Annotated in this window: 19 protein-coding genes; 2 read left to right on the forward strand and 17 right to left on the reverse strand. The window is 31.1% G+C overall.

Annotated elements, in window-relative coordinates; all coding sequences use genetic code 11:
• Positions 1-4: 4 nt before the first annotated feature.
• The 4 genes from ffh to BN2667_RS04420 all read right to left on the reverse strand — a co-directional run bounded on the left by ffh (position 5) and on the right by BN2667_RS04420 (position 2,985).
• A complete protein-coding gene (gene ffh / locus BN2667_RS04405; protein WP_054252102.1) occupies positions 5-1,342 on the reverse strand; it encodes a signal recognition particle protein in 1,338 nt (445 codons plus the stop codon).
• Complete coding sequence (gene ylxM / locus BN2667_RS04410) at positions 1,342-1,683, reverse strand: YlxM family DNA-binding protein (protein ID WP_054252103.1); 342 nt, start codon at positions 1,681-1,683, stop codon at positions 1,342-1,344. The genes ffh and ylxM overlap by 1 nt, the downstream gene beginning before the upstream one ends.
• Before the next feature lie 88 nt (positions 1,684-1,771).
• Positions 1,772-2,470 carry a tRNA threonylcarbamoyladenosine dehydratase gene (locus BN2667_RS04415; RefSeq protein WP_054252104.1) on the reverse strand — a complete coding sequence of 233 codons (699 nt, stop codon included), beginning with the start codon at positions 2,468-2,470 and terminating at the stop codon, positions 1,772-1,774.
• Positions 2,470-2,985 carry an adenine phosphoribosyltransferase gene (locus BN2667_RS04420; RefSeq protein ID WP_054252105.1) on the reverse strand — a complete coding sequence of 172 codons (516 nt, stop codon included), beginning with the start codon at positions 2,983-2,985 and terminating at the stop codon, positions 2,470-2,472. Before BN2667_RS04420 ends, BN2667_RS04415 begins: the two co-directional genes overlap by 1 nt.
• Positions 2,986-3,076: 91 nt before the next feature.
• Here BN2667_RS04420 and BN2667_RS04425 point away from each other — a divergent pair, with 91 nt between their 5' ends.
• On the forward strand, positions 3,077-5,035 hold the full coding sequence (locus BN2667_RS04425) for a fructose-1,6-bisphosphatase (protein WP_461786641.1): 1,959 nt from the start codon (positions 3,077-3,079) through the stop codon (positions 5,033-5,035).
• 86 nt (positions 5,036-5,121) lie between these two features.
• Here the strand turns inward: BN2667_RS04425 and ftsY are convergent, their stop codons facing one another.
• From ftsY to BN2667_RS04470, 9 genes are all read right to left on the reverse strand, one after another.
• The gene (gene ftsY, locus BN2667_RS04430; protein WP_341436210.1) at positions 5,122-6,021 is read right to left on the reverse strand and encodes a signal recognition particle-docking protein FtsY; all 900 of its coding nucleotides are present in this window, start codon (positions 6,019-6,021) and stop codon (positions 5,122-5,124) included.
• Between the two features lie 387 nt (positions 6,022-6,408).
• Positions 6,409-9,954 carry a chromosome segregation protein SMC gene (smc, locus tag BN2667_RS04435; protein ID WP_054252107.1) on the reverse strand — a complete coding sequence of 1,182 codons (3,546 nt, stop codon included), beginning with the start codon at positions 9,952-9,954 and terminating at the stop codon, positions 6,409-6,411.
• Between the two features lies 1 nt (position 9,955).
• Positions 9,956-11,017 carry an elongator complex protein 3 gene (locus BN2667_RS04440; RefSeq protein ID WP_054252108.1) on the reverse strand — a complete coding sequence of 354 codons (1,062 nt, stop codon included), beginning with the start codon at positions 11,015-11,017 and terminating at the stop codon, positions 9,956-9,958.
• Positions 11,010-11,750, reverse strand: coding sequence for a ribonuclease III (gene rnc / locus BN2667_RS04445; RefSeq protein ID WP_054252109.1), 741 nt, complete (start codon positions 11,748-11,750; stop codon positions 11,010-11,012). Before rnc ends, BN2667_RS04440 begins: the two co-directional genes overlap by 8 nt.
• Complete coding sequence (acpP, locus tag BN2667_RS04450) at positions 11,728-11,949, reverse strand: acyl carrier protein (RefSeq protein ID WP_054252110.1); 222 nt, start codon at positions 11,947-11,949, stop codon at positions 11,728-11,730. Before acpP ends, rnc begins: the two co-directional genes overlap by 23 nt.
• A 9-nt stretch (positions 11,950-11,958) precedes the next feature.
• Positions 11,959-12,939, reverse strand: coding sequence for a phosphate acyltransferase PlsX (gene plsX / locus BN2667_RS04455; RefSeq protein ID WP_054252111.1), 981 nt, complete (start codon positions 12,937-12,939; stop codon positions 11,959-11,961).
• A 98-nt stretch (positions 12,940-13,037) separates the two neighbouring features.
• Complete coding sequence (gene rpmF / locus BN2667_RS04460; protein ID WP_054252112.1) at positions 13,038-13,220, reverse strand: 50S ribosomal protein L32; 183 nt, start codon at positions 13,218-13,220, stop codon at positions 13,038-13,040.
• A gap of 3 nt (positions 13,221-13,223) precedes the next feature.
• Entirely contained in the window at positions 13,224-13,742 is a 519-nt protein-coding gene (locus tag BN2667_RS04465) for a YceD family protein (protein WP_054252113.1), read from the reverse strand.
• Positions 13,743-13,803: 61 nt separating this feature from the next.
• Entirely contained in the window at positions 13,804-14,991 is a 1,188-nt protein-coding gene (locus BN2667_RS04470; protein WP_054252114.1) for an acetate/propionate family kinase, read from the reverse strand.
• A gap of 81 nt (positions 14,992-15,072) precedes the next feature.
• Here BN2667_RS04470 and BN2667_RS04475 point away from each other — a divergent pair, with 81 nt between their 5' ends.
• Complete coding sequence (locus BN2667_RS04475) at positions 15,073-16,257, forward strand: nucleotidyltransferase family protein (protein WP_054252115.1); 1,185 nt, start codon at positions 15,073-15,075, stop codon at positions 16,255-16,257.
• 7 nt (positions 16,258-16,264) lie between these two features.
• On the opposite strand, the gene BN2667_RS04480 is transcribed toward BN2667_RS04475, so the two are convergent.
• From BN2667_RS04480 to pknB, 4 genes are read right to left on the reverse strand one after another with little or no spacing between them, the layout of a single operon-like run.
• Positions 16,265-16,873 (reverse strand): thiamine diphosphokinase, encoded by a 609-nt coding sequence (locus BN2667_RS04480; protein WP_054252116.1) that lies wholly within the window; start codon positions 16,871-16,873, stop codon positions 16,265-16,267.
• Positions 16,866-17,516 (reverse strand): ribulose-phosphate 3-epimerase, encoded by a 651-nt coding sequence (rpe, locus tag BN2667_RS04485; RefSeq protein WP_202903555.1) that lies wholly within the window; start codon positions 17,514-17,516, stop codon positions 16,866-16,868. The genes BN2667_RS04480 and rpe overlap by 8 nt, the downstream gene beginning before the upstream one ends.
• A gap of 2 nt (positions 17,517-17,518) precedes the next feature.
• Positions 17,519-18,379, reverse strand: coding sequence for a ribosome small subunit-dependent GTPase A (rsgA, locus tag BN2667_RS04490; protein ID WP_054252117.1), 861 nt, complete (start codon positions 18,377-18,379; stop codon positions 17,519-17,521).
• 1 nt (position 18,380) lies between these two features.
• Positions 18,381-20,450, reverse strand: coding sequence for a Stk1 family PASTA domain-containing Ser/Thr kinase (gene pknB, locus BN2667_RS04495; RefSeq protein ID WP_054252118.1), 2,070 nt, complete (start codon positions 20,448-20,450; stop codon positions 18,381-18,383).
• Position 20,451 lies beyond the last annotated feature (1 nt).

Below are 20,451 nucleotides of genomic sequence, written 5' to 3' on the forward strand. Positions count from 1 at the left end.
CAAATTATATTGAAAAAGGAAATCTCATTTTCCCTTTTTTCATAGATTTACTTAAATTTCCAAACTGCTTCATCATCTTCTTTAATTCTTTAAATTGTTTAAGCAGTTTATTTACATCTGTCAAGTTTGTACCGCTACCTTTTGCGATTCTTTCTCTTCTAGACTTGTCTACAATTTCTGGTTTTTCTCTTTCTTCTCTTGTCATAGACTTTATTATCGCTTCGATCCTGTCGAATTCTTTTTCGTCTACATTTACGCCTTTTAAGGCCGACTTATTCATTCCAGGTATCATAGAAATTATATCTTCTAGTGGACCCATGTTTCTAACTTGTTGTAGTTGGTCTAAATAATCATCAAGGGTAAAACTTTGGTCTCTTAGTTTTTTTTCTAATTCTCTTGCGCTTTCTTCATTAATTGCTGATTCAGCTTTTTCTATTAGACTTAGAACATCTCCCATGCCTAAAATTCTCGACGCCATTCTATCTGGATGGAATACTTCTAAATCTGTAAGCTTTTCACCTAGACCTACATATTTTATTGGTTTGTCTACAACTCCTCTAATTGAAAGAGCTGCTCCACCTCTAGCATCACCGTCTAATTTAGTTATGACGACTCCAGTTATTTCTAAGTTTTCATTAAAACTTTTAGCCACATTAACAGCGTCTTGGCCAGTCATAGCATCTACTACTAATAGTATTTCATTAGGGTTAGTAGCTTCTTTAATGCTTTTAATTTCCTCCATCATAGAGTCGTCTATGTGGAGCCTACCTGCAGTGTCAATTATTACTGTATCAAAGCCATTTTTCTTGGCATATTCAATTGATGCCTTGGCAATATCAACAGGACTTATTTTATCTCCCATTGTAAATACAGGAACATCTACTTGCTTACCTACAGTTTCTAATTGCTTAATTGCCGCTGGTCTATAAACGTCAGCTGCTACTAATAAGGGTCTTCTATTCATTCCCTTAATTTTTAGGGCCAATTTTCCAGTTGTTGTGGTTTTACCTGCACCTTGAAGACCACTCATTAATATTACCGCTGGAGACTTTCCTGAAAAATCTAATTTTTCAGCCTGACCTCCCATCATTTGAGTAAGTTCTTCATTTACAATTTTAATAACTTGTTGTCCAGGAGTTAAGCTTTCCATTACTTCAGAGCCAATAGCTCTTGCTTTTATTTTTTTTACAAAATCCTTAACAACCTTATAGTTAACATCAGCTTCTAGTAAGGCAAGTTTTACTTCACGCATCGCTTCATTTACGTTGTCTTCTGTAAGTTTTCCCTTGCCTGTTAACTTTGAAAGGGCGTTTTGAAGTCTGTCAGATAAGTTTTCAAACATTAGTCTTCCAACTCCTTTTCTATTTTTTTTACTAAATTTGATATTTCTATATTTTCTTGATTGTCTTCTCTAGAAGTTATAGATTCTATCTGATTCAGAAAGCCTTTAATACTTGTGGATTTTTTTGCTAGCTTTAAGTTTTCTTCATAGAATTCTAATTCTTTAGTAGCTCTCTTTAAATTATCAGAAACACCTTGCTTACTGATACCAATTAATTCAGCTATTTCTGAAAGTGAGTAATCCATTCTATAATAATAGTAGAAGGATTGTTTTTGGTTATCAGTTAGAAGTTTTCCGTAATAATCATAAAGAGAATTTAATCTAATAATATCTTCAATCAAATTTATACTCCTTGTTAACTTTACGACCATCAAGTTTTTTACTTGACGAAGTCAATTATAATAGGTCCAAATAAAAAAGTCAAGCTTTTTACTTGACTTTTTTTAACTCAATTAAATCTCTTATAACTTCGCTTGAAATAGCCATTCCACAAGTTATTGGAACAAAGGAAATACTTGGCATTTGTTCAAAGTTTCCATCTATTGGTTTTTCATCTGAATAAACAACTTTTAAATTTTTTATACTAAGGTCTCTAAGCTCCTTTCTCATTTTTCTGGCCAAGGGACAAACAGAAGTTTTATAAATATCTGAAATCTTTATTTTCGTTGGATCTAATCTTTTTCCTGCTCCCATCGATGCTATTATATTTATATTTCTATCCTTACAATAATTTATAAGGGCAACTTTTCCATTAATGTCGTCTATTGCATCAATTACATAGTCATAGTCAGCTAAAGAAAATTTTTCTATGTTTTCAAAAGACAGTCTATCATTAAATTTTTCTATTTGACAAGATGGATTAATGGATAAGATCCTTTTTTCCCACTCATCGACCTTATATAAACCGATATTATCAACTGTAGCAATTAACTGTCTATTTAAGTTAGTTACATCGATTTTGTCATAGTCGACTAAGGTAATTTTTCCAATTCCAGATCGTGCTAGAGCTTCGACTACTCCGCCACCAACTCCTCCTAAGCCAAAAACAATAACCTTAGAAGCTTGTAATTTTTCTATATTTTCTTCACCTAATAATAGCTTACTTCTTTGTAAAAAATCAGTGGTCATTATTCGTATTTTAATAGGGATTCAACTTCATAGCCTTCTAAAAGTTTTCTTCCTTTTAAATCTAAAAGTTCAATCATAAATAAAAATGCTAATACTTCTCCACCTAGTTTTTCTACTAGATTAGCTGTTGCCCTACTAGTTCCACCTGTTGCTAAAAGGTCATCTACAATTAAAACTTTTTCACCTTTTTTTATTGCATCAACGTGAACTTCTATGACGTCTTCTCCATATTCAAGACCGTATGACTCGCTAATTTTATCATAAGGAAGCTTTCCAGGTTTTCTAACTGGAACAAAGCCACAGCCTAATTTATATGCTAGAGCCGCTCCAATAATAAAGCCTCTAGCTTCAACGCCAACTACTTGGTCTGGTTTATATTTTTTTGCAAGTTCAGCTAAGCTATCAATAGCTTCTTGAAAAGCATCTTTTTCCCTAAGTAAGGTGGTAATATCTCTAAATATAACTCCTTTAACAGGATAGTCCTTAATACTTCTAATTGAATTTTTTAATTCCATAATTCTACCTCCATAATAGTTATAATATATCACATTTATTAGTTTCTTACTATAAAATATTATCTTTTTAATGTGGTATAATTACACTGAGGTGATTATATTGGAAAAATGTCCTTTTTCTGTTGAAAAACTTAAATATTTAAACTTGTTGGCAAAGTCCTATAAAAATATTAATGCAGTTCAGTCAAAGATTATTGACTTGCAAAGTGTCTTGTATCTTCCTAAGGCAACTGAACACTTTTTATCAGATATTCATGGAGAATTTGATGCCTTTTATCATGTAATAAATAATGCGTCTGGTGTAATTAAGAATTATATTATTGAGCTTTTTGATGATGAGATGAGTGAAGAAGAAAAAAAAGAGCTTGCAACTTTAATTTATTATCCAAAAGAGAAACTTTATTATCTTGAAAATCAGGGTAAGGTAAATAAAGAGTGGCTAGAAAGCACTTTGAAAAGACTTATTGAACTAACTAGAAGAGTTGGTTCAAAGTACAATACTGAAAAAGTTAAAGAAGCCTTTCCTAAAGATATTTCCTATATTCTACAAGAATTAATTTTTGAAAGTCCAGAAAATCGTCACAAGGACTTGTACTACAAGAAGATTTTTTCTGAAATAATAAATATGGAAGCCTATGAAGTTTATATAATTGAACTTTCTAAGTTAATAAAAAGATTTGCAGTTGAACATTTGCATATTCTGGGAGACGTTTATGACAGAGGAGAAAATGCAGAAAAAGTTATGGACTTTTTAATTAATCACCATGATGCAGATATTCAATTAGGCAATCACGATATTGTTTGGTATGGTGCCTTTACTGGTTGTGAAGCCCTAATAGCCAATGCAATTAGGATTGCTGTTAGATATAATAATCTTTCAACCCTTGAAGATGGCTATGGCATTAATTTACTTCCCCTAGTTAGGTTTGCCTTAGATGAATACAAGGATGATCCATGTACTAAGTTTATTCCAAAGGGCGACCATTTAGAATCTGAAAGAGATATGCTAGCCAAGGTCCATAAGGCAATAACTGTCATCCAATTTAAGGCTGAATCTAAAATTATAAAAAGAAGACCTGAATTTAAAATGGCCCACAGAGATTTAATTTACTCTATGAACAAAGATTTTACAAAAGTTAAAGCTTATGGAAAGGAATATCCAATGGAAGATTCTTACTTCCCTACTCTTGCTAACGGGACAGATTATACTAAAGAAGAAAGAGCTATAGTTGATAAGTTAGTAGACTCCTTTAAAAATTCAGCTAAAATGAAAGAGCACATGAAGTTTTTAGTTGAAAAAGGAAATATTTATTCTATCTATAATGACAACTTACTCTTCCACGGATGTATACCGCTAAATGAAGATGGATCTTTTACTGTAACTGATTTTATGGGAACATGGCTTAAGGGTAAAGAATTATTAGACCTTTTAAATGATACTGTTAAAAAAGCATTTTATACCAATGAAAATAGAGAATACTACAATGATATTTTGTGGTACTTGTGGTGCGGTGAAGATTCTCCTCTTTTTGGTAAGACAAAAATGACAACCTTTGAAAGATATTTTATAAAGGATAAAGAAACTCACAAGGAACCTAAAAATCCATATTATTATTTTAGAGATGATGAAAAAGTAATTGATAATATTTTAAAAGAGTTTGGTGTAACTAACCAAATTGGAAAAATTATTAACGGTCACGTACCTGTCAAGGCAACTCATGGCGAAAATCCTGTTAAGGCAAATGGAAAATTATTAGCAATTGATGGTGGTTTTTCAGAAGCCTATCAGAAAACAACAGGAATTGCTGGTTATACTTTAATTTCAAATTCTTATGGTTTGGTTTTAGCTACTCATGAACCCTTAAAAGGCGTTGATGAGGTTGTAGAAAATAACTTTGATATAACTAGTGAAACGCACTTTGTTCTCAAGTATGAAAATAGAAGACGAGTAAATGAAACTGATCTTGGTAGAGCTTTGAGAGATAGGATAAATGATTTAAATGATTTGCTTGAAGCCTACAAAAAGGGCTATCTAGCAGAAGAGAAATAAATAAATTTTTAGTTTTAAGAATAGAAAAAGTGTTGATGAATTTTAGATTCCTATCATTTCATCAACACTTTTTTGTTTGTATATATTTATTTTACAAAAATTGAATCTATAAACTTGTCGCTATCAAAGTCTTGAAGGTCATCTACTTGTTCTCCAACTCCAATATAGGTAACTGGAACCTTTAGCTCATTAATTAGTGGAAGGATTATTCCTCCCTTGGCTGTACCATCAAGTTTTGTAATAACTATACCAGAAACTTTTGCAACTTCTTTAAATTGTTTGGCTTGTAACAAGGCATTTTGTCCTGTTGTTGCATCTAAAACTATTAGAGATTCCTTGTTAGCTTCTGGGAAGTTCTTATCTATAATTCTATAAATTTTCTCAAGCTCATTCATCAAATTAGCCTTGTTGTGAAGTCTGCCAGCTGTATCGCATAGGATTATATCTGAGTTTCTAGCCTTAGCTGCTTGAATAGCGTCATAAACAACTGCTGCTGGATCTGAACCTTCTGCATGGTGGACAATATCAACTCCAGTTCTTCTTGCCCATTCTTGGAGTTGTTCTGTTGCTGCCGCCCTAAAAGTATCAGCTGCTACCAAAAGAACTTTTTTTCCTTCAGCCTTATATTTTGCTGCTAGTTTACCAACTGTTGTTGTCTTACCGACTCCATTTACACCAACAACTAAGATAATTGTTGGGCTTATGTTTGGATTAAAGCTTTTATTGTTTTCATTAAGGTCAATTAACTTTTTAGCCTCCTCTCCAAGTAGGCCTAGTACTAGAGATGGGTCTGTAATTTTTTCTTTCTTTATTGTCTCTCTTAAATTATCAATTAGTTTAAGAGTTGTATCTACACCAACATCTGCTGTAATTAAAATATCTTCTAGATCTTCATAAAGATCGTCATCTATAGTAAGATAATTTCCTAAAACTTGGTTAATCTTATCTGTAAAATTATCCCTAGTTTTTGTTAGGCCAGAAAACATTTTTTGAAAAAAGCCTTGCTTTTTATTTTCTTCTTTGTTTTCTTCCTCTAATTCTTCGTCAACTAGTGAAGAATCTTTTTCATTTAAAGTAAGTGAGTTTGAAGTATCTTCACTTCCTTCTTTTAGGTCTTCTTCTACATTTTTTTTAACTTCTTTAGCCTTTTCTTCTAAATTCTCTTTAGCTTCTTCAAGATTTTTCTCTAGATTATCCTTAGTATCTTCGAGCTTTTCTTCTAGATTTTCTTTTGTCTCTTCTAAGTCGTCCTTTATTTCTTCAAGGTCATTGTCTAAATTAGAAGAACTTTCTTCAGTCTCTAAACCTTCTTCCTTTACTTCAATATCATTTTCATCTTTTTTATCAAATTTATCTTTAAACCATTTAAACATCTACTTACCTCCATTGAATTTTAAGGATATTACTTTACTTACCCCAGTTTCTTCCATTGTTACCCCATAAATATAATCTGCAGCTGCCATAGTTGTCTTCCTGTGAGTAACTATAGCAAATTGTATGTTGTTTAGATTTTTTAAATAGGATAGAAATCTTTTAATGTTTGCATCGTCTAAGGCTGCATCAACTTCGTCTAAGAGACAAAAAGGAGCTGGCCTAGTTTCTAAGAGAGCAAAAAGCAAGGCTACAGTTGTAAGTGACCTTTCTCCACCAGACATAGCAGACAAAAGCTGCTTTTTCTTCCCTGGTAGTTGAGCCTCTATATCTACTCCTGCTTCAATAGGGTTGTCATCATCAACTAAGATTAAGTTTGAGCTTCCCCCTTCAAATAAATAATTAAATATCCTGTTAAAGTTCTTGTTTATTTCTTTAAAAGATTGACTAAACTTTTCTTCCATAGTTCTTTCTATGTCTCTTAAAAGTTTTTTTAGTTTCTCTTCACTATTTACTAGATCTTCGTATTGTTTTTTTGTAAAATCAAATCTTTCTTTTACTTCCCTGTAGGACTTAATTGCTCCTAAGTTTATATCTCCAAGAGCTGAAAGATCCTGTTTTAATTTTTTAACAGCAGACTTTGACATAATTTTTTCTATATAAACTTCATCAAGAGAAAATTCAAAGAAAGATAAATTATAGTTTTCGCCTATATAGTCAGCTATATATGATTTTTTCTCAAAAGAATTCTCTAGGTTATTATCAATAACATAAATTTCTTTTTCCAATTCTAAAATTGTTTCCTTGTTGTCATTAATCTTTTTTAAGTCTCTATCTAGAAGTTCATTTTGATTTTTTCTTTGATCATTTAAAGCTTTGAAGTTTTCAGTAAAAGATCCATTGATTGTAGAAATTTCTTCTAATTCTTCTTCCCAATTTTTTATATCACTTGCTAGAGTAGATAAAATTTTTAAATTCTCTTCATTAGTCTCTGCAGCTAATTTTATATCTTCTTCTAACTTATCCTTTTCCATAAGAAGCCTTTGGAAGTTTTTATTAGTAAACATTTTTTCGTTTCTAATATTGTTAAGACTAATGTTTAATTTATTTTTTTCATCTATAATATTTGTCTTTTCTTGGTCCAAGCCTTCAAGTTCTTTTAATATCTTGTCTTTATCTGCAGCTAAACTTATTAGGTCTTCTTCATTAGACTTTTTACTTTCTATAAGCCTTTCTATTTCATCTTGGCTTTGACTAATTAACTGGTCTAGATTTTCTAAGCTTGCATTTATATCTGAAATATTATTATCATAGCTGTCTAACTTTAACTGACTTTCAAAATATTCTTTTTCAAAAGCTTTTAACTGACTTTCTAAGCTAGAGTTTTCTAAGCTTAAATCTTTTATTTCTTCATCTTGCCTTGTTAAATCTTCTAATAAGGTCTTGCCTTCTCTATCTAAGGTCAGTAGATTCTTTTTATTGGCTTCTAAATCACTTTTTATTTGGTCTAATTCATTTTTCCTATTAAAGATATTTCCAGTCCAGTTATTGGACCCACCTGAAACAGAACCTCCTGGATTTAATACGTCTCCTTCCAGGGTAACAATTTTCATATTAGTTGTTCCTGAAGAATAAATTTTCTTGGCATAAGAAAGATCTTTTACAACGATAACATTTTCAAGTAAAAATCTTATTATCTCATCATAAAGAGGGTCATAAGAAACTAAATTTGAAGCCAAGTCTATATATAGGTCTGGACTAGCCTTAAAGTTTTTCTTATAGGATTTAACTGTATCCATAGGAAGAAAAGTTATTCTACCTAAATTATTTTTTCTGAGTATTTCTATTATAGCTTGCGCTTGGTCGTATTTATTTACAAGTAAATTTTGAGATGCTCCACCTAGGGCTGTGGATATAGCTTTTTCGTATTCTTTTGGGACACTAATTAGGTTGGCAACTGTATCATGAAGGCCATCTATTTCCAGATTTCTCTTCTTTATAAATCTAAAAAAATCTCTAATTGATTTATTATAGCCTTCATAATTTTCTTCCATATTCTTTAGAGTATTTAATCTTAATTCTTGATTGTTAATTAATCCTTGTAATTTAGTATAAGCACTTCTTTTATCTTCTATAGACTTATTAAGATCTTGCTTTTTTTTGCGACTTTCATTAAGACTATTATTGTTAGCTGTAAAAGAATTTTTTAGGTCTAATATCTTATTATTTATACTTTCAATAGATTTTTTTAATAATAACCTATCAGCATCTGACTTTGTAAAGCTGTCTTTTATTTTTTCTTTATTGGCTAATCTTTCAGTATTTAAATTGCTCAGTGTGTCTATTCTAATTGTGCCTTGCGATATATTTTCGTTTAGACTTGTAATTTTTTTAATAATTTCTTCTAATAGTTTGTTTTTTTCTATACTATTATCAGACCTAGATTCAAGATTTATTATAAAGTCACTTTCTTTTTTTTCTAAGGTTTTTATTTTCTCTTCAATAGACTTAAGTTCTGTATTGAGACTATCTATTTCTTGGTCTAATTTGCCTAAGTCTTCTATTTTTATTTTTTTTCTTAAAAGTAGCTCTTCGTTTTCTTTTTCTTTATTTATTTTTCTTTCTTTGGCCAAAGATATTTGATTGTAAAGGTCTTTTTCCTTTCTTACATTTTCGATGTTTTCTAATTGTAATGAGTTGATTCTTTCTTCAATTTCTTCAGCTTTATCTCTATTTTTGCTATAAGTATCTTTAAGGTCTTCAAGGTCTTTATTAATTTTATTCTTGTAGTCTACTTGTTTAATTTTTCTCTCGTTAAGGTCTTTAATCGATTTTTCAATTTCCAATAAATCTAAGGCAAGGTTATTTATATCAGCTTGTAAAATTTTATAGTAAAGCTCATTGTATTTTTCTGCCTTGGCTGCTTCTATTTTTAAATTGTCCTTTTGGCTTTCTATTTCCGACAAAAGATCTTGAAGCCTAAAAAGATTTTCTCTAGTTTTTTCAAGTTTTCTTTCAGTATCTTGTTTTTGAAATTTAAATTTGCTTATTCCAGCAGCTTCTTCGAAAATTGACCTTCTTTCACTAGGCCTAGAATTTAATATTGCATCAATTCTTCCTTGGCCAATTATAGAATATCCATCTCGGCCAATGCCTGTGTCCATAAAAAGCTCTCTAACATCTTTTAGCCTACATTGGCTATTGTTAATATAGTATTCGCTGTCGCCATTTTTGTATAGTCTTCTCTTGACTTCTACAATATTATAATCAAGGTCTAAGGTCCTTGAGTTGTTGTCAAAAGTTATTATTACTTCAGCCATACCTAGTGACCTTCTATGGTCTGTTCCAGAAAAAATAACATCAGACATTTTACTTCCTCTTAAAGTCAGGGTACTTTGTTCTCCTAAAACCCAGCGGATTGCATCTGTTATATTACTTTTTCCTGACCCATTAGGGCCTACTATACAGGTAATATTTTCATTAAATTCAATTTTTGTTCTTTCTGCAAATGATTTAAAACCATATAGCTCAATACTTTTTAAATACATCCTACCAACCTTTAACGATTTTTTTGATATTTTCTTTTATATCAACAAGATAAGTTTTCTCTGCAATAATTTTTATTTGGTCTGCTAAAGTATTATCTACTTTAAATTTAATTTTATCTGTCTTAAATAATTTTTTAAGGTTTTCTTTGTTTGATCCTCTTTGTCCTACTAAAAGAGCATTGTTTCTGGCATTTGAATAAAGGCTTATATTTTCATTTTCTCTTATATCTAACTTTGCTGCTTTTAATACCATATAAAGCTTTTTTGATTCACAAAGTTCTCTAAAGGCATCATGCAAGGGACCTGCTACAACATCCTTATCAAACTTCAGATTTTCTGTTGCTTGTAGGCCTACTCTTATTATTTCAATATTAGAATTTTCATAAAGCATGATTAATTTACTAGCCAGGTCTACTGCCTCGTCTAAAGTTAAGGGCTTATAAGTACCGTTTAAATACATGTGTTCAAGTTCTGTATTTTTAATAACTAAAGTTGGGTAAATTCTTACAAAGTCAGGCTTTAATCCAATTATTTCTTTACAAGTTTCAATTGAATATTCTTGAGAGTCTCCTGGCAGACCTAACATTTGTTGAAGACCTAGCTTAAAACCAGCTTCTTTTATTAATTTACTGGCATAAAAAATACTAGATCTGTCATGGCCTCTTTTTGAAAGATTTAAAACTTTTTCATTAGTACTTTGAATGCCTAGTTCTATTGTATCGACACCGTAGCCTTTGAGATAAGTAAGCACATGGTCGTCTATACAATCTGGCCTTGTAGATAGTCTAATTCCATCAACTAATCCTCGGTCCTTATAGGACTTTGCTATAGAAAGTAATTCTTTTTGCAAATCTTCTTCTATAGCAGTAAATGACCCGCCATAAAAGGCTATTTCTCTAGGACTTAAAGGAGAAAAATAAGATAAGTGGTCTTCTATTGTTTTTAAAACATTATTTATATCAAAGTTACTTACTCCTGTTATTCTCTTTTGATTACAAAATACGCAGTCATTTGGACAACCTAAGTGAGGGACAAAAATTGGAATAATATTAATCTTAGCCATTTTTTCTAGCCTCTAATATTTCTAAGGCCAACCTTGCTGCTTCTTTCTGGCTGTCTTTTATAGTTGGTCCCTTGCCTTTGGCCAATGTTTTTCCCGATACTTTTACAGAACTAATAAAGGATTTATTATGGTCTGGGCCCTTACTTTCAATAAGTTGATATTCTGCTTTTTCTAATTGGTTTTTCCCGATAAACTCATTTAAAAGAGACTTGTAGTCACTATTTTCATTTGATAAAATCTGCAAAAAATCATCTCTAAAATTCTCAATTATTATTTTTTCAGTTATATCGTAATTTGAATCTAAGAAAATTCCACCAACTAAGGCTTCAAAGGAATCAGCTAAAATGCTATCCTTGTCTTCAATATTTATTTTTCTAGCAGCTTTTGAAAAAAGTAAATGTTCACTTAAATTAATTTTTCTCGCTAGAATAGCTAGTGAATGTTCGTTTACTAGCCTGGCTCTATTTTTTGTCAAGTAGCCTTCGTCTAGAGAAAAGTCTTTTTGAAATAATAAAAAATTAGAGACAATTAGATCTAAAACTGAATCTCCAATAAACTCTAATTTTTCATTATCATAATCAATGAGTGGCAAACAATCATTTTTTAAAGAGCTATGAGTTATGGCATGTAAAAGTAACAAGTCATTTTTAAACTCATAGCCCAATTTGTTTTCTATATTAATTTTTGCTTTTTCTATTTCGTTTTCGAAATTATAGGTTTTCGATGTATTCAATTACATCACCAACAGTTTCAATTGACTCAATATCTTCTTCGTCTATTTCTGTATCAAATTCATCTTCTAAGGTCATTACTAACTCCATTAGTTGGATAGAATCAGCTTCAAGGTCTTCTTTAAAGGATAAATCTTCATTTAGTTCGTCAATATCAAGACCAAATTGGTCGGCAATAACTTCTAATACTTTTTCTTTCATTTTTTTCTCCTAAAAATTATTTTTTATAATATTTATAACGTCTCTTTCAACAAATAACTTGGCTTGCTTTGAAGCGCCTAAAATAGAGTTAGCATCTGATATTCCATGGGCCTTAATTATTGGCTTTGAAAGTCCTAAAAGTGGAGCTCCACCTAGGTTGTCAATGTTAAACTTATTAAAAGTTGCTCCCAATAGTTGTTTTGCTTTTAAAAGAGTTTCTGGGTTCTTTTCTTCTGCTAATTGACTTTTTATAAGGTCCTTTATCATAGATGCAGTTCCCTCGTAAGTTTTTATAAAAATATTTCCTACTAAACCATCTGCAACAACAACATCTGTAACTCCATAAGGAAGCTCTCTTGGTTCAATATTGCCAGTAAAGTTAATTGTCTTATTTTCTTTTAAAAGTTTATAGGTTTCTTTTAGTGTATCAGTGCCCTTTCCCTCTTCAGTTCCTATATTCATTAGGCTAACTTCTGGATTATCTATACCTAAAACTTCTTTGGCATAAACGCTTCCCATAAGACCATATTGGTTAAGGATTTTTGGACTAACTTCTAAATTAGAACCTGAATCTAATAATAAAAATGATTTTGTCATTGTAGGAATCAAGGTAGCAATTGGACTTCTTTCTATGCCTTCAATTCTCTTTACAATAAAAATTCCGGCAGCTAATAAGGCTCCTGTTGATCCTGCTGAAATTAAAGCATCTCCATGACCTTTTGCCAAGGCACTTGCAGCTACAACTATTGAAGAATCTTTTTTCTTTCTAATTGCCATAACTGGCTCTTCTTCGTTTTCTATTTTACTTGTTGCTTCTAATATTTCAACAGATGAAGGATCTTCTCCTAAATCATTTAAGACAGATCTAATCTCATCTTTTCTTCCACAAAGAATAGGTTCAATTGAAAGCTCATTTTTTGCAAGAAATGCACCTTTTATAATTTCAACTGGGGCCTTGTCGCCTCCATGTACATCATAAATAATTTTCATATATACCTACCTTTCAAAATTATATTATAGTAAGTCATAAAAAAAATCAATAGAAAAAAAAGTTGATAACCACCACTGGTGGTCGTCAACTTATTTCATTAAGCTTCTGTATTTATTACTTCTTTTCCATCATAATATCCACAAGCTCTACATACTCTATGTGGTAATTTTGGTTCTGAGCAGTTTGGACATAAGGTTACAGTAGGTTTGTTAAATCTATAAGATGAAGCTCTTCTCTTATTTTTTCTTTGTTTTGATGTTTTTCTCTTTGGTACTGCCATTTCCTACACCTCCTCATCAAATTTAAAATCTTTTAATACAGAAAATCTAATATCTGTATTATCTTTATTACAATTGCAAGTTCCTTCGTTTAGATTTTTGCCACATTGAGGACATATTCCCTGGCAAGAATCTTCACATAGGTTTTTTGTGGGAATAGATAGAATAACAAGTTCTCTTACTAAGTTACATATATCTAATTTATAAGAATCTACAAATACAAGATCTTCATCTTCAGATTCTTCCTCTTCATTAAAGTCAGAGGAATTTATTACCTTTGCACTATAAGAAAAAGACTGGTCATTTTCTACCCTTGTTAAGCACCTGTCACAAGGACAAGCATAGCTATAATCTAGGTCTATGTTTAGAATTAATTCACTGTCAACCTTACTAATCAAAAGGTTGTATCTAACCTCATCTAAGAGTTCAATTTGTGAATCAAAGTTATCTATATTACATGAACCTGATTTTTGAAATATGAGTTCATTTTCATTTTGAACAAATTCTAAAATATCTATATACATAACTCCCCTTTTATAACTTCCTAATTATATATTTAAACAATAGCTTTGTCAAGATATAATATTATTTAGTTAATTCAACTGTGTCCTTAGCAATCATAAGCTCTTCATTAGTTGGTACAACAAGTAGTTTTATTGTTGAGTCATCAGCTGAAACAATAGTATCTTTTCCTCTAACATTGTTTCTTTCTTCATCAATTTTTACACCAAAGATCTTTAGACCTTCTGCAATTTGTTGTCTCATTTCAATTGAGTTTTCTCCAACACCTGCTGTGAAACAGATTCCATCAATAGAGTCAAATTCTGTCATGTAGGCACCGATGTATTTAATTACTCTTGTAACAAACATATCTAGTGCAAGTCTTGCTCTTTCATTGCCTTCTTCTGCTGCTGTTTCTAAGTCTCTAAAGTCAGATGAAACTCCAGAAATTCCAAGAACTCCAGATTTTTTATTCATCATTGTATCTATATCTTGATAGCTTAGATTTTCTTTTTCGCCAATAAATGGAATTATTGCTGGGTCAATATCTCCGCATCTAGTTCCCATTACTAGACCTTCAAGTGGTGTTAGGCCCATTGATGTGTCTATACATTTTCCTTCTTTTACTGCAGAAAGAGATGAACCATTACCTAGATGACAAATAATTAGATTTGGCTTGTCTTTTCCGAGAATTTCTGCTGCTCTTTTTGAAACATACTTGTGAGAAGTTCCGTGGAAGCCGTATCTTCTAACTCTGTATTTTTCGTAGTATTCATAAGGTAGAGCATACATATAGTTTACTGGATCCATTGTTTGATGGAAGGCAGTATCAAATACAGCTACGTTTTTCTTGCCTGGCATTAATTCTTCACAAGCTTCTATACCAAGTAAGTTTGCTGGGTTGTGAAGAGGTCCAAGAACAAAGCAGTCCCTAATAACTTTTTTAACATCTTCGTCAACTACAATTGATTCACTGTATTTTTCTCCACCATGAAGTACCCTGTGACCAATAGCTGTAATTTCGTCAAGACTTGAAAGTATTCCATGTTTTTCATCTACTAAAGTCTTTAAAACTAATTCTATTGCTTCTTTGTGAGAAGGAATATCTTGGTCGATTACGATTTTTTCCTTGTCTGCTGGTTCAAATTTTAATCTAGAACCTTCAATTCCAATTCTTTCAACTAAACCTTTTGCTAGTATTTCTTCATTTGCCATATTTATTACTTGGAACTTTAATGAAGAAGATCCACTGTTAATAACTAAAATATTCATATACATCCTCCGATTTGAAAATTTCCATACAATATTATATTATTATATCTAGCAAAATTAGTCAAATACAATAGGTGAAAAATGAACACAATTGGTATAATCGCAGAATTTAATCCCTTTCACAATGGACATAAATATTTTATAGAAAAAATTAGAGAAGAAGTTGGAAATGAGCCTACTATAATAAGTGTTATTTCCTCTTCTTTTGTCCAACGCGGCCAAGGGGCTGTTTTAACAAAATGGGGCCGTGCAAATCTAGCCTTAGATAACGGCATAGACTTAGTAATTGAGCTTCCCTTTGTTTTTGCCTGCCAAAATGCAGAAGTCTTTGCTAAAGGCGCTTTAAAAACTTTGTCTTTAGTTGGAATTGATACTCTTTATTTTGGTAGCGAAGTTAATAATAGCCTAAGGCTTTTGGATATTTCTAAAAAAATTTCAGCTAACAAAAAAATAATTGATGCCCATATAAAAAATAACTTAGCTGAAGGTCATAGTTTTATTGTCTCAAGAAATTTATCTTATCTTCAAAGTAAGGTTTTAAATAATGAAGAAGTCAAAATAATAAGTCAGCCTAATAATATATTAGGGCTAGAATATATTAAGGCAATTGAATATTACAAAGAGAATATCAGTGTAAGGACTATTCAAAGAACTGTTGACCACGACAACAATTTTACTAAAGATAACTTTGCATCTGCTAGCAAATTGAGAGATGATTATTTTAATAAAATTAATATCGAAAGCTTCATTCCATTTAGAAGTAATGAATATAAGTTTTTAAAAACAAATGATGAATTTTTACTAAAGCTTTTGAAATATTTATTTTTAATTGAAGATGTGGATATAAGTTCTAATATTGAATATGAAAATGGATTAGAAAATAGAATCAAAGAATTTTTGCCAAAAGTAAGAAATTTTGAAGACCTAGTAGAAAAAGTTTCTAACAAGAGAATTACTAAGGCAAGAGTTAGAAGGCTCCTTATAAATTCTCTCTTGCATTTAGACAAGCAATTAATATTTTCTGCTTTAGAGTCTTCAAATTATTTAAGGGTCCTTGGTATGAACGAAAAAGGAATGGCCTATTTAAAAAATCTAAAAACTCCTTATGTACAAAAGTTTAAGGACTTTGAATCTTTCAATGCACTTACTAAAGAAATTTTCCAAATAGAAAAAAATGCAAGTAAGTTATATGCCCTGCTTACATCAACTCCATATGACCTAGACTATATTACAAGTCCAATTATAAAAAAGAGTAGCCATAAGTAGCTACTCTTTAATCATTTGCTTGGATAATAAAACAAGGCTTGTCGACATTAATCTTCCCAAAGTCATCTTTTATTTCATTGCTTATTGTAAGTGTGCTTGGAAAATCTAAATCTGCATTTTCTAATTGATATTTAAAACCTGCCAAAGAAATTTTGCAAGGCTCAAAGGGAATAATTGATAAGTATTTAAACTTATTTTTTTCTACTTCAATTTCACCTTGATCCATAAAAACTATGTTGTTGTCATTTATTATATATGCTCTTATGCCGTTTGCAAAAAGTTTTTTTAATAGCAAGATGTTTATTAAACTGTGATCAAGTCTAGATCCTGTCGCTGCTAGTATAAATGCTTCATCTACTCCAAGATCTATTAATTTTTCGATTGCTATTTCTAAGTCTGTCATAGATTTTTCTTTCGGGTATTTTAATATCTTACTCTTGGGAAAATCTTCTTGTCTGACAGTAACTGAATCGAAATCACCAATTATAAAGTCTACATCAATTTCACTTGCAAGTAGGTATTCAAGTCCTCTGTCTACAGCTAAAACATAATCAAAGTCTTTTTCTTTAAACTTTTTTGGAAAATCTCCGCCTGCAACAACTAAGGCCTTAGTCATTTAATAGCTCCAAAAATGTTTTTGCATTGGCTTCAATATCTTTGCCGTTAAAGATTCCAGATCCAACAACAACTGCATTGGCTCCTGCTGCAAGTACATCTTTGACATTATCTATTTTTACTCCACCATCTACTTCTAAAATAATATCTCTAGAGCCAATTAGCTTTCTAGTCTCTTGAATTTTTTTATAAATAGCTGGAATAAATGACTGACCACCAAAGCCTGGATTTACACTCATAATTAAAATTAAATCTAAGTCATCAATAATATAATCTAAAACAGAAAGTGGAGTTGATGGATTTAATGAAACTCCAGCTTTTTTCCCAAAGGACTTAATAAGTTGAATTTGTCTGTGTAAGTGAATAGTAGATTCAGGGTGAATTGTAATATAATCAGATCCAGCTTTGGCAAATTCTTCTATCATTTTTTCTGGACTATTAATCATTAAATGAGTATCAAAGGTAAAGTCATATTTTTTTCTAAGATCAGAAATAATCTTTGGACCAAAAGAAATATTTGGAACATAAGATCCATCCATTACATCTAGGTGTAAAAAATTAACTCCAGCCCTTTCTAGCTTGTCTAAATCTTTTGATAAATTTGTAAAATCCGCTGTCAAAATTGATGGTGATAGTATGTTCATTGTTATCTCCTGTTTTTTATCTCCTTATTAAAATAAAGATAGTTTTCATATCTAAATTTTTCTATTTCTCCACTTATGACCCTGTCCTTTACTAGGCAACCAGGTTCATTAATGTGTAAGCAGTCTCTAAACTTGCAATGGAAATTATTATGAAATTCTCTATACAAGTCTTCTAACTGATAAACATCTTCTACAAAGTCAATTGCCAAGGAAGAAAACCCTGGCGTGTCTACAATATAAGAATCTTTGCCATAGTGCATTAGTTCAACATGCCTAGTTGTATGCTTGCCTCTTAAAGTTTTTTGACTTATATTTCCTGTTTCTAGGTTTTTTCCAATTAGCTCACTAATTAAAGTTGATTTGCCAACGCCACTAACTCCCATAAGCATTATTGTCTTTTCGCTTGTAATATTTTTAATTTCAGCTATGGTTTCTGGGTCTTTTGTTGAAGTTTTTATAACTTTAAAGCCAGCTCTTTCGTAGTCAGCTTTAATTTTATCTGCCAAGGCCTCATCTAAGTCTGTTTTTGTAATAACTATTTTGGGATCAATGCCGTTATACCTAGCTAGTAAAATCATCCTGTCAATAAGCTGATAATTGCACTTAGGTTCCTTTGTTGAAATTACAAGTAAAACTTCTTCTACATTAGAAACTGGAGGCCTTATAAAAAGATTTTTTCTCGGTCTTATATCTTTTATATATAGGGTCCCATCATCATTTCTAGTAAATTCAACATAGTCTCCAACAGCTAACTTAATATTATTTTTCCTAAAAAGGGCTGTGGCCTTTGATTCGTAAACTTTTCCATCATAGTATACGTAATAAAAGCCACCAACTCCTTTTAAAATTCTCCCTATTTCCATATTAGTACTCAGGTGTATCTTGTAATATGCCATCTACATATACATGGAAAACAGTGTCATCGCTTCCTTGAACTGGAATTGAAACTGTACCTTCACTAGAATAATGGGTTCCGCTATAGACTTGTACTTCTTGACCATTATCTATTTTTTTAATAACTATATTAACAGCCTCTTTATCTTCAGGTAAAATAAGTCTAACATTATATGTTAATTGATCATTTGAACCACTAGTTTCCCCTTCTTCTGGAGTTTTTGTTTTGTCAGGTTCAGTGTTTTCTTCTTTTTCTTCTGGTTTTTCTTCAGTTTCTGTTTCTGTTTCTGAATCCTTGTCCTTATCATTATCTTCTAAAGACCTATCATTTTCAAATAATTCGACTTCTGAGCCGACTTCAACTTCATCTCCTTCTTCTACACTTTGTCCAATAACATCTCCATCGTCAAAGTTATTAGAAAATGATTTTGTTACTTTAACATTGAGTCCCTTATCTTCTAAAGATTTTCTTGCTACATCAATATTTTGTCCTAAATAATTTGGCATTGTAATAGTCTTTGTATCCATTGCCCTACCAACAGTTAAAATAATTGTAGTTCCTTCTTTTACTTTTTCTCCTAAGTCAAGATCTTGTTTAATTACTTGGTCAACATCTTCTTCATCTTCTACTTCTTCATATTCAACCTTGTAGAATAATTCATCATCTTTAATTTTACTTATTGCTTCGTCAAGGCTTAGGCCAATATATGAACCAACTTCAACTTCTCCTAAGTCGTCTTCGTTAATCTGAACTCTTATTGTATAACCTTCTTTAACCTTAGTTCCACTATTAACACTTTGATAAATGACTTCACCAGGTCCATAATCATGATTAATTGCCTTGTCGCTTACTTCAAATTTTAGATTTAGACCTTCTACTTCTTTTCTAGCATCTTCTTCAAGCTTTCCTAAAAGCATAGGAACTACTATTTCATTTTTTACAGTTGGTTTATTTAAGACTGAAAACTTAATAAAGAAGAAAAATCCTGCAGTTGCAACTATTAGCGCAAGTAAAATACCACCTATAATTGGTAAAACTCCACCTGATTTTTTCTTTTCTTTAATTTCATTTTGTCTACGATATTCGTTTTTGTTATTAGAACTTGAATCAATAGAAGTCCTTCTGATTCTCCTTTGTTCTTCTGGATCTACATTTTTATCTTTTACTCTGTTAATATTAGGCAAAATTAGTGTGTCAGACATTTCAAGGTCATTTTTACTTTCTAAAGCCTTTAAATCAATAATCACTTCTTTAAGATTATTGTATCTTTCTTCAATGTCTTTACTAGTCATTTTTAAAACTATTTGATCTAAAAGTCGTGGAACATCAGAGTTTAAAGATGACGGAAGTTTTATTTGTTCATGAACTTGTTTTAGAGCAACACTAATAGGATTGTCTCCTTCAAATGGAAGAGTTCCTGTTATCATTTCAAACATAACTATTCCCAAAGAATATATGTCTGATCTTTGGTCAGTTTTTATTCCCCTAGCTTGTTCAGGAGAAAAATAATGAACTGAGCCCATTATATCTTTTTCAACACTTGTATTTTTATTAGGTGCTTGGGCTATACCAAAGTCAGTTACCTTTGGAATGTTTTCTTTGTTAATAATAATATTTTGTGGCTTTATATCCCTATGAATAATTCCATTTTCGTGGGCACAAAGTAGAGCTTCACAAATTTGTATTGAATAATTAATTGTTTCAGAAACTGAAAGTTTTCCTTTTTCTTCAATTATGTCTTTAAGAGTTCTGCCATTTACAATTTCCATTACTATATAGTAATATTTTGTATCTTCTACCTGGTCCATACCAACATCAAATACACCTACTATATTAGGGTGGTTGAGTTTTGCTGCAGAATATGATTCTCTTCTAAAATTTTCAACAAATTCGTTGTCATTAGCAAATTCATCTTTTAAAATTTTTATAGCAACATCTCTGCCAAGACGGTTGTCGTGGGCCTTGTAAACATTGGCCATTCCTCCGCCGCCGATGCGTTCTAATATTTCATATCTATCGTTTAATGTAATACCTATCATC

The sequence above is a fragment of the Neofamilia massiliensis genome, assembly GCF_001299475.1.
Taxonomy (GTDB): Bacteria; Bacillota; Clostridia; order Tissierellales; family Peptoniphilaceae; genus Neofamilia; species Neofamilia massiliensis.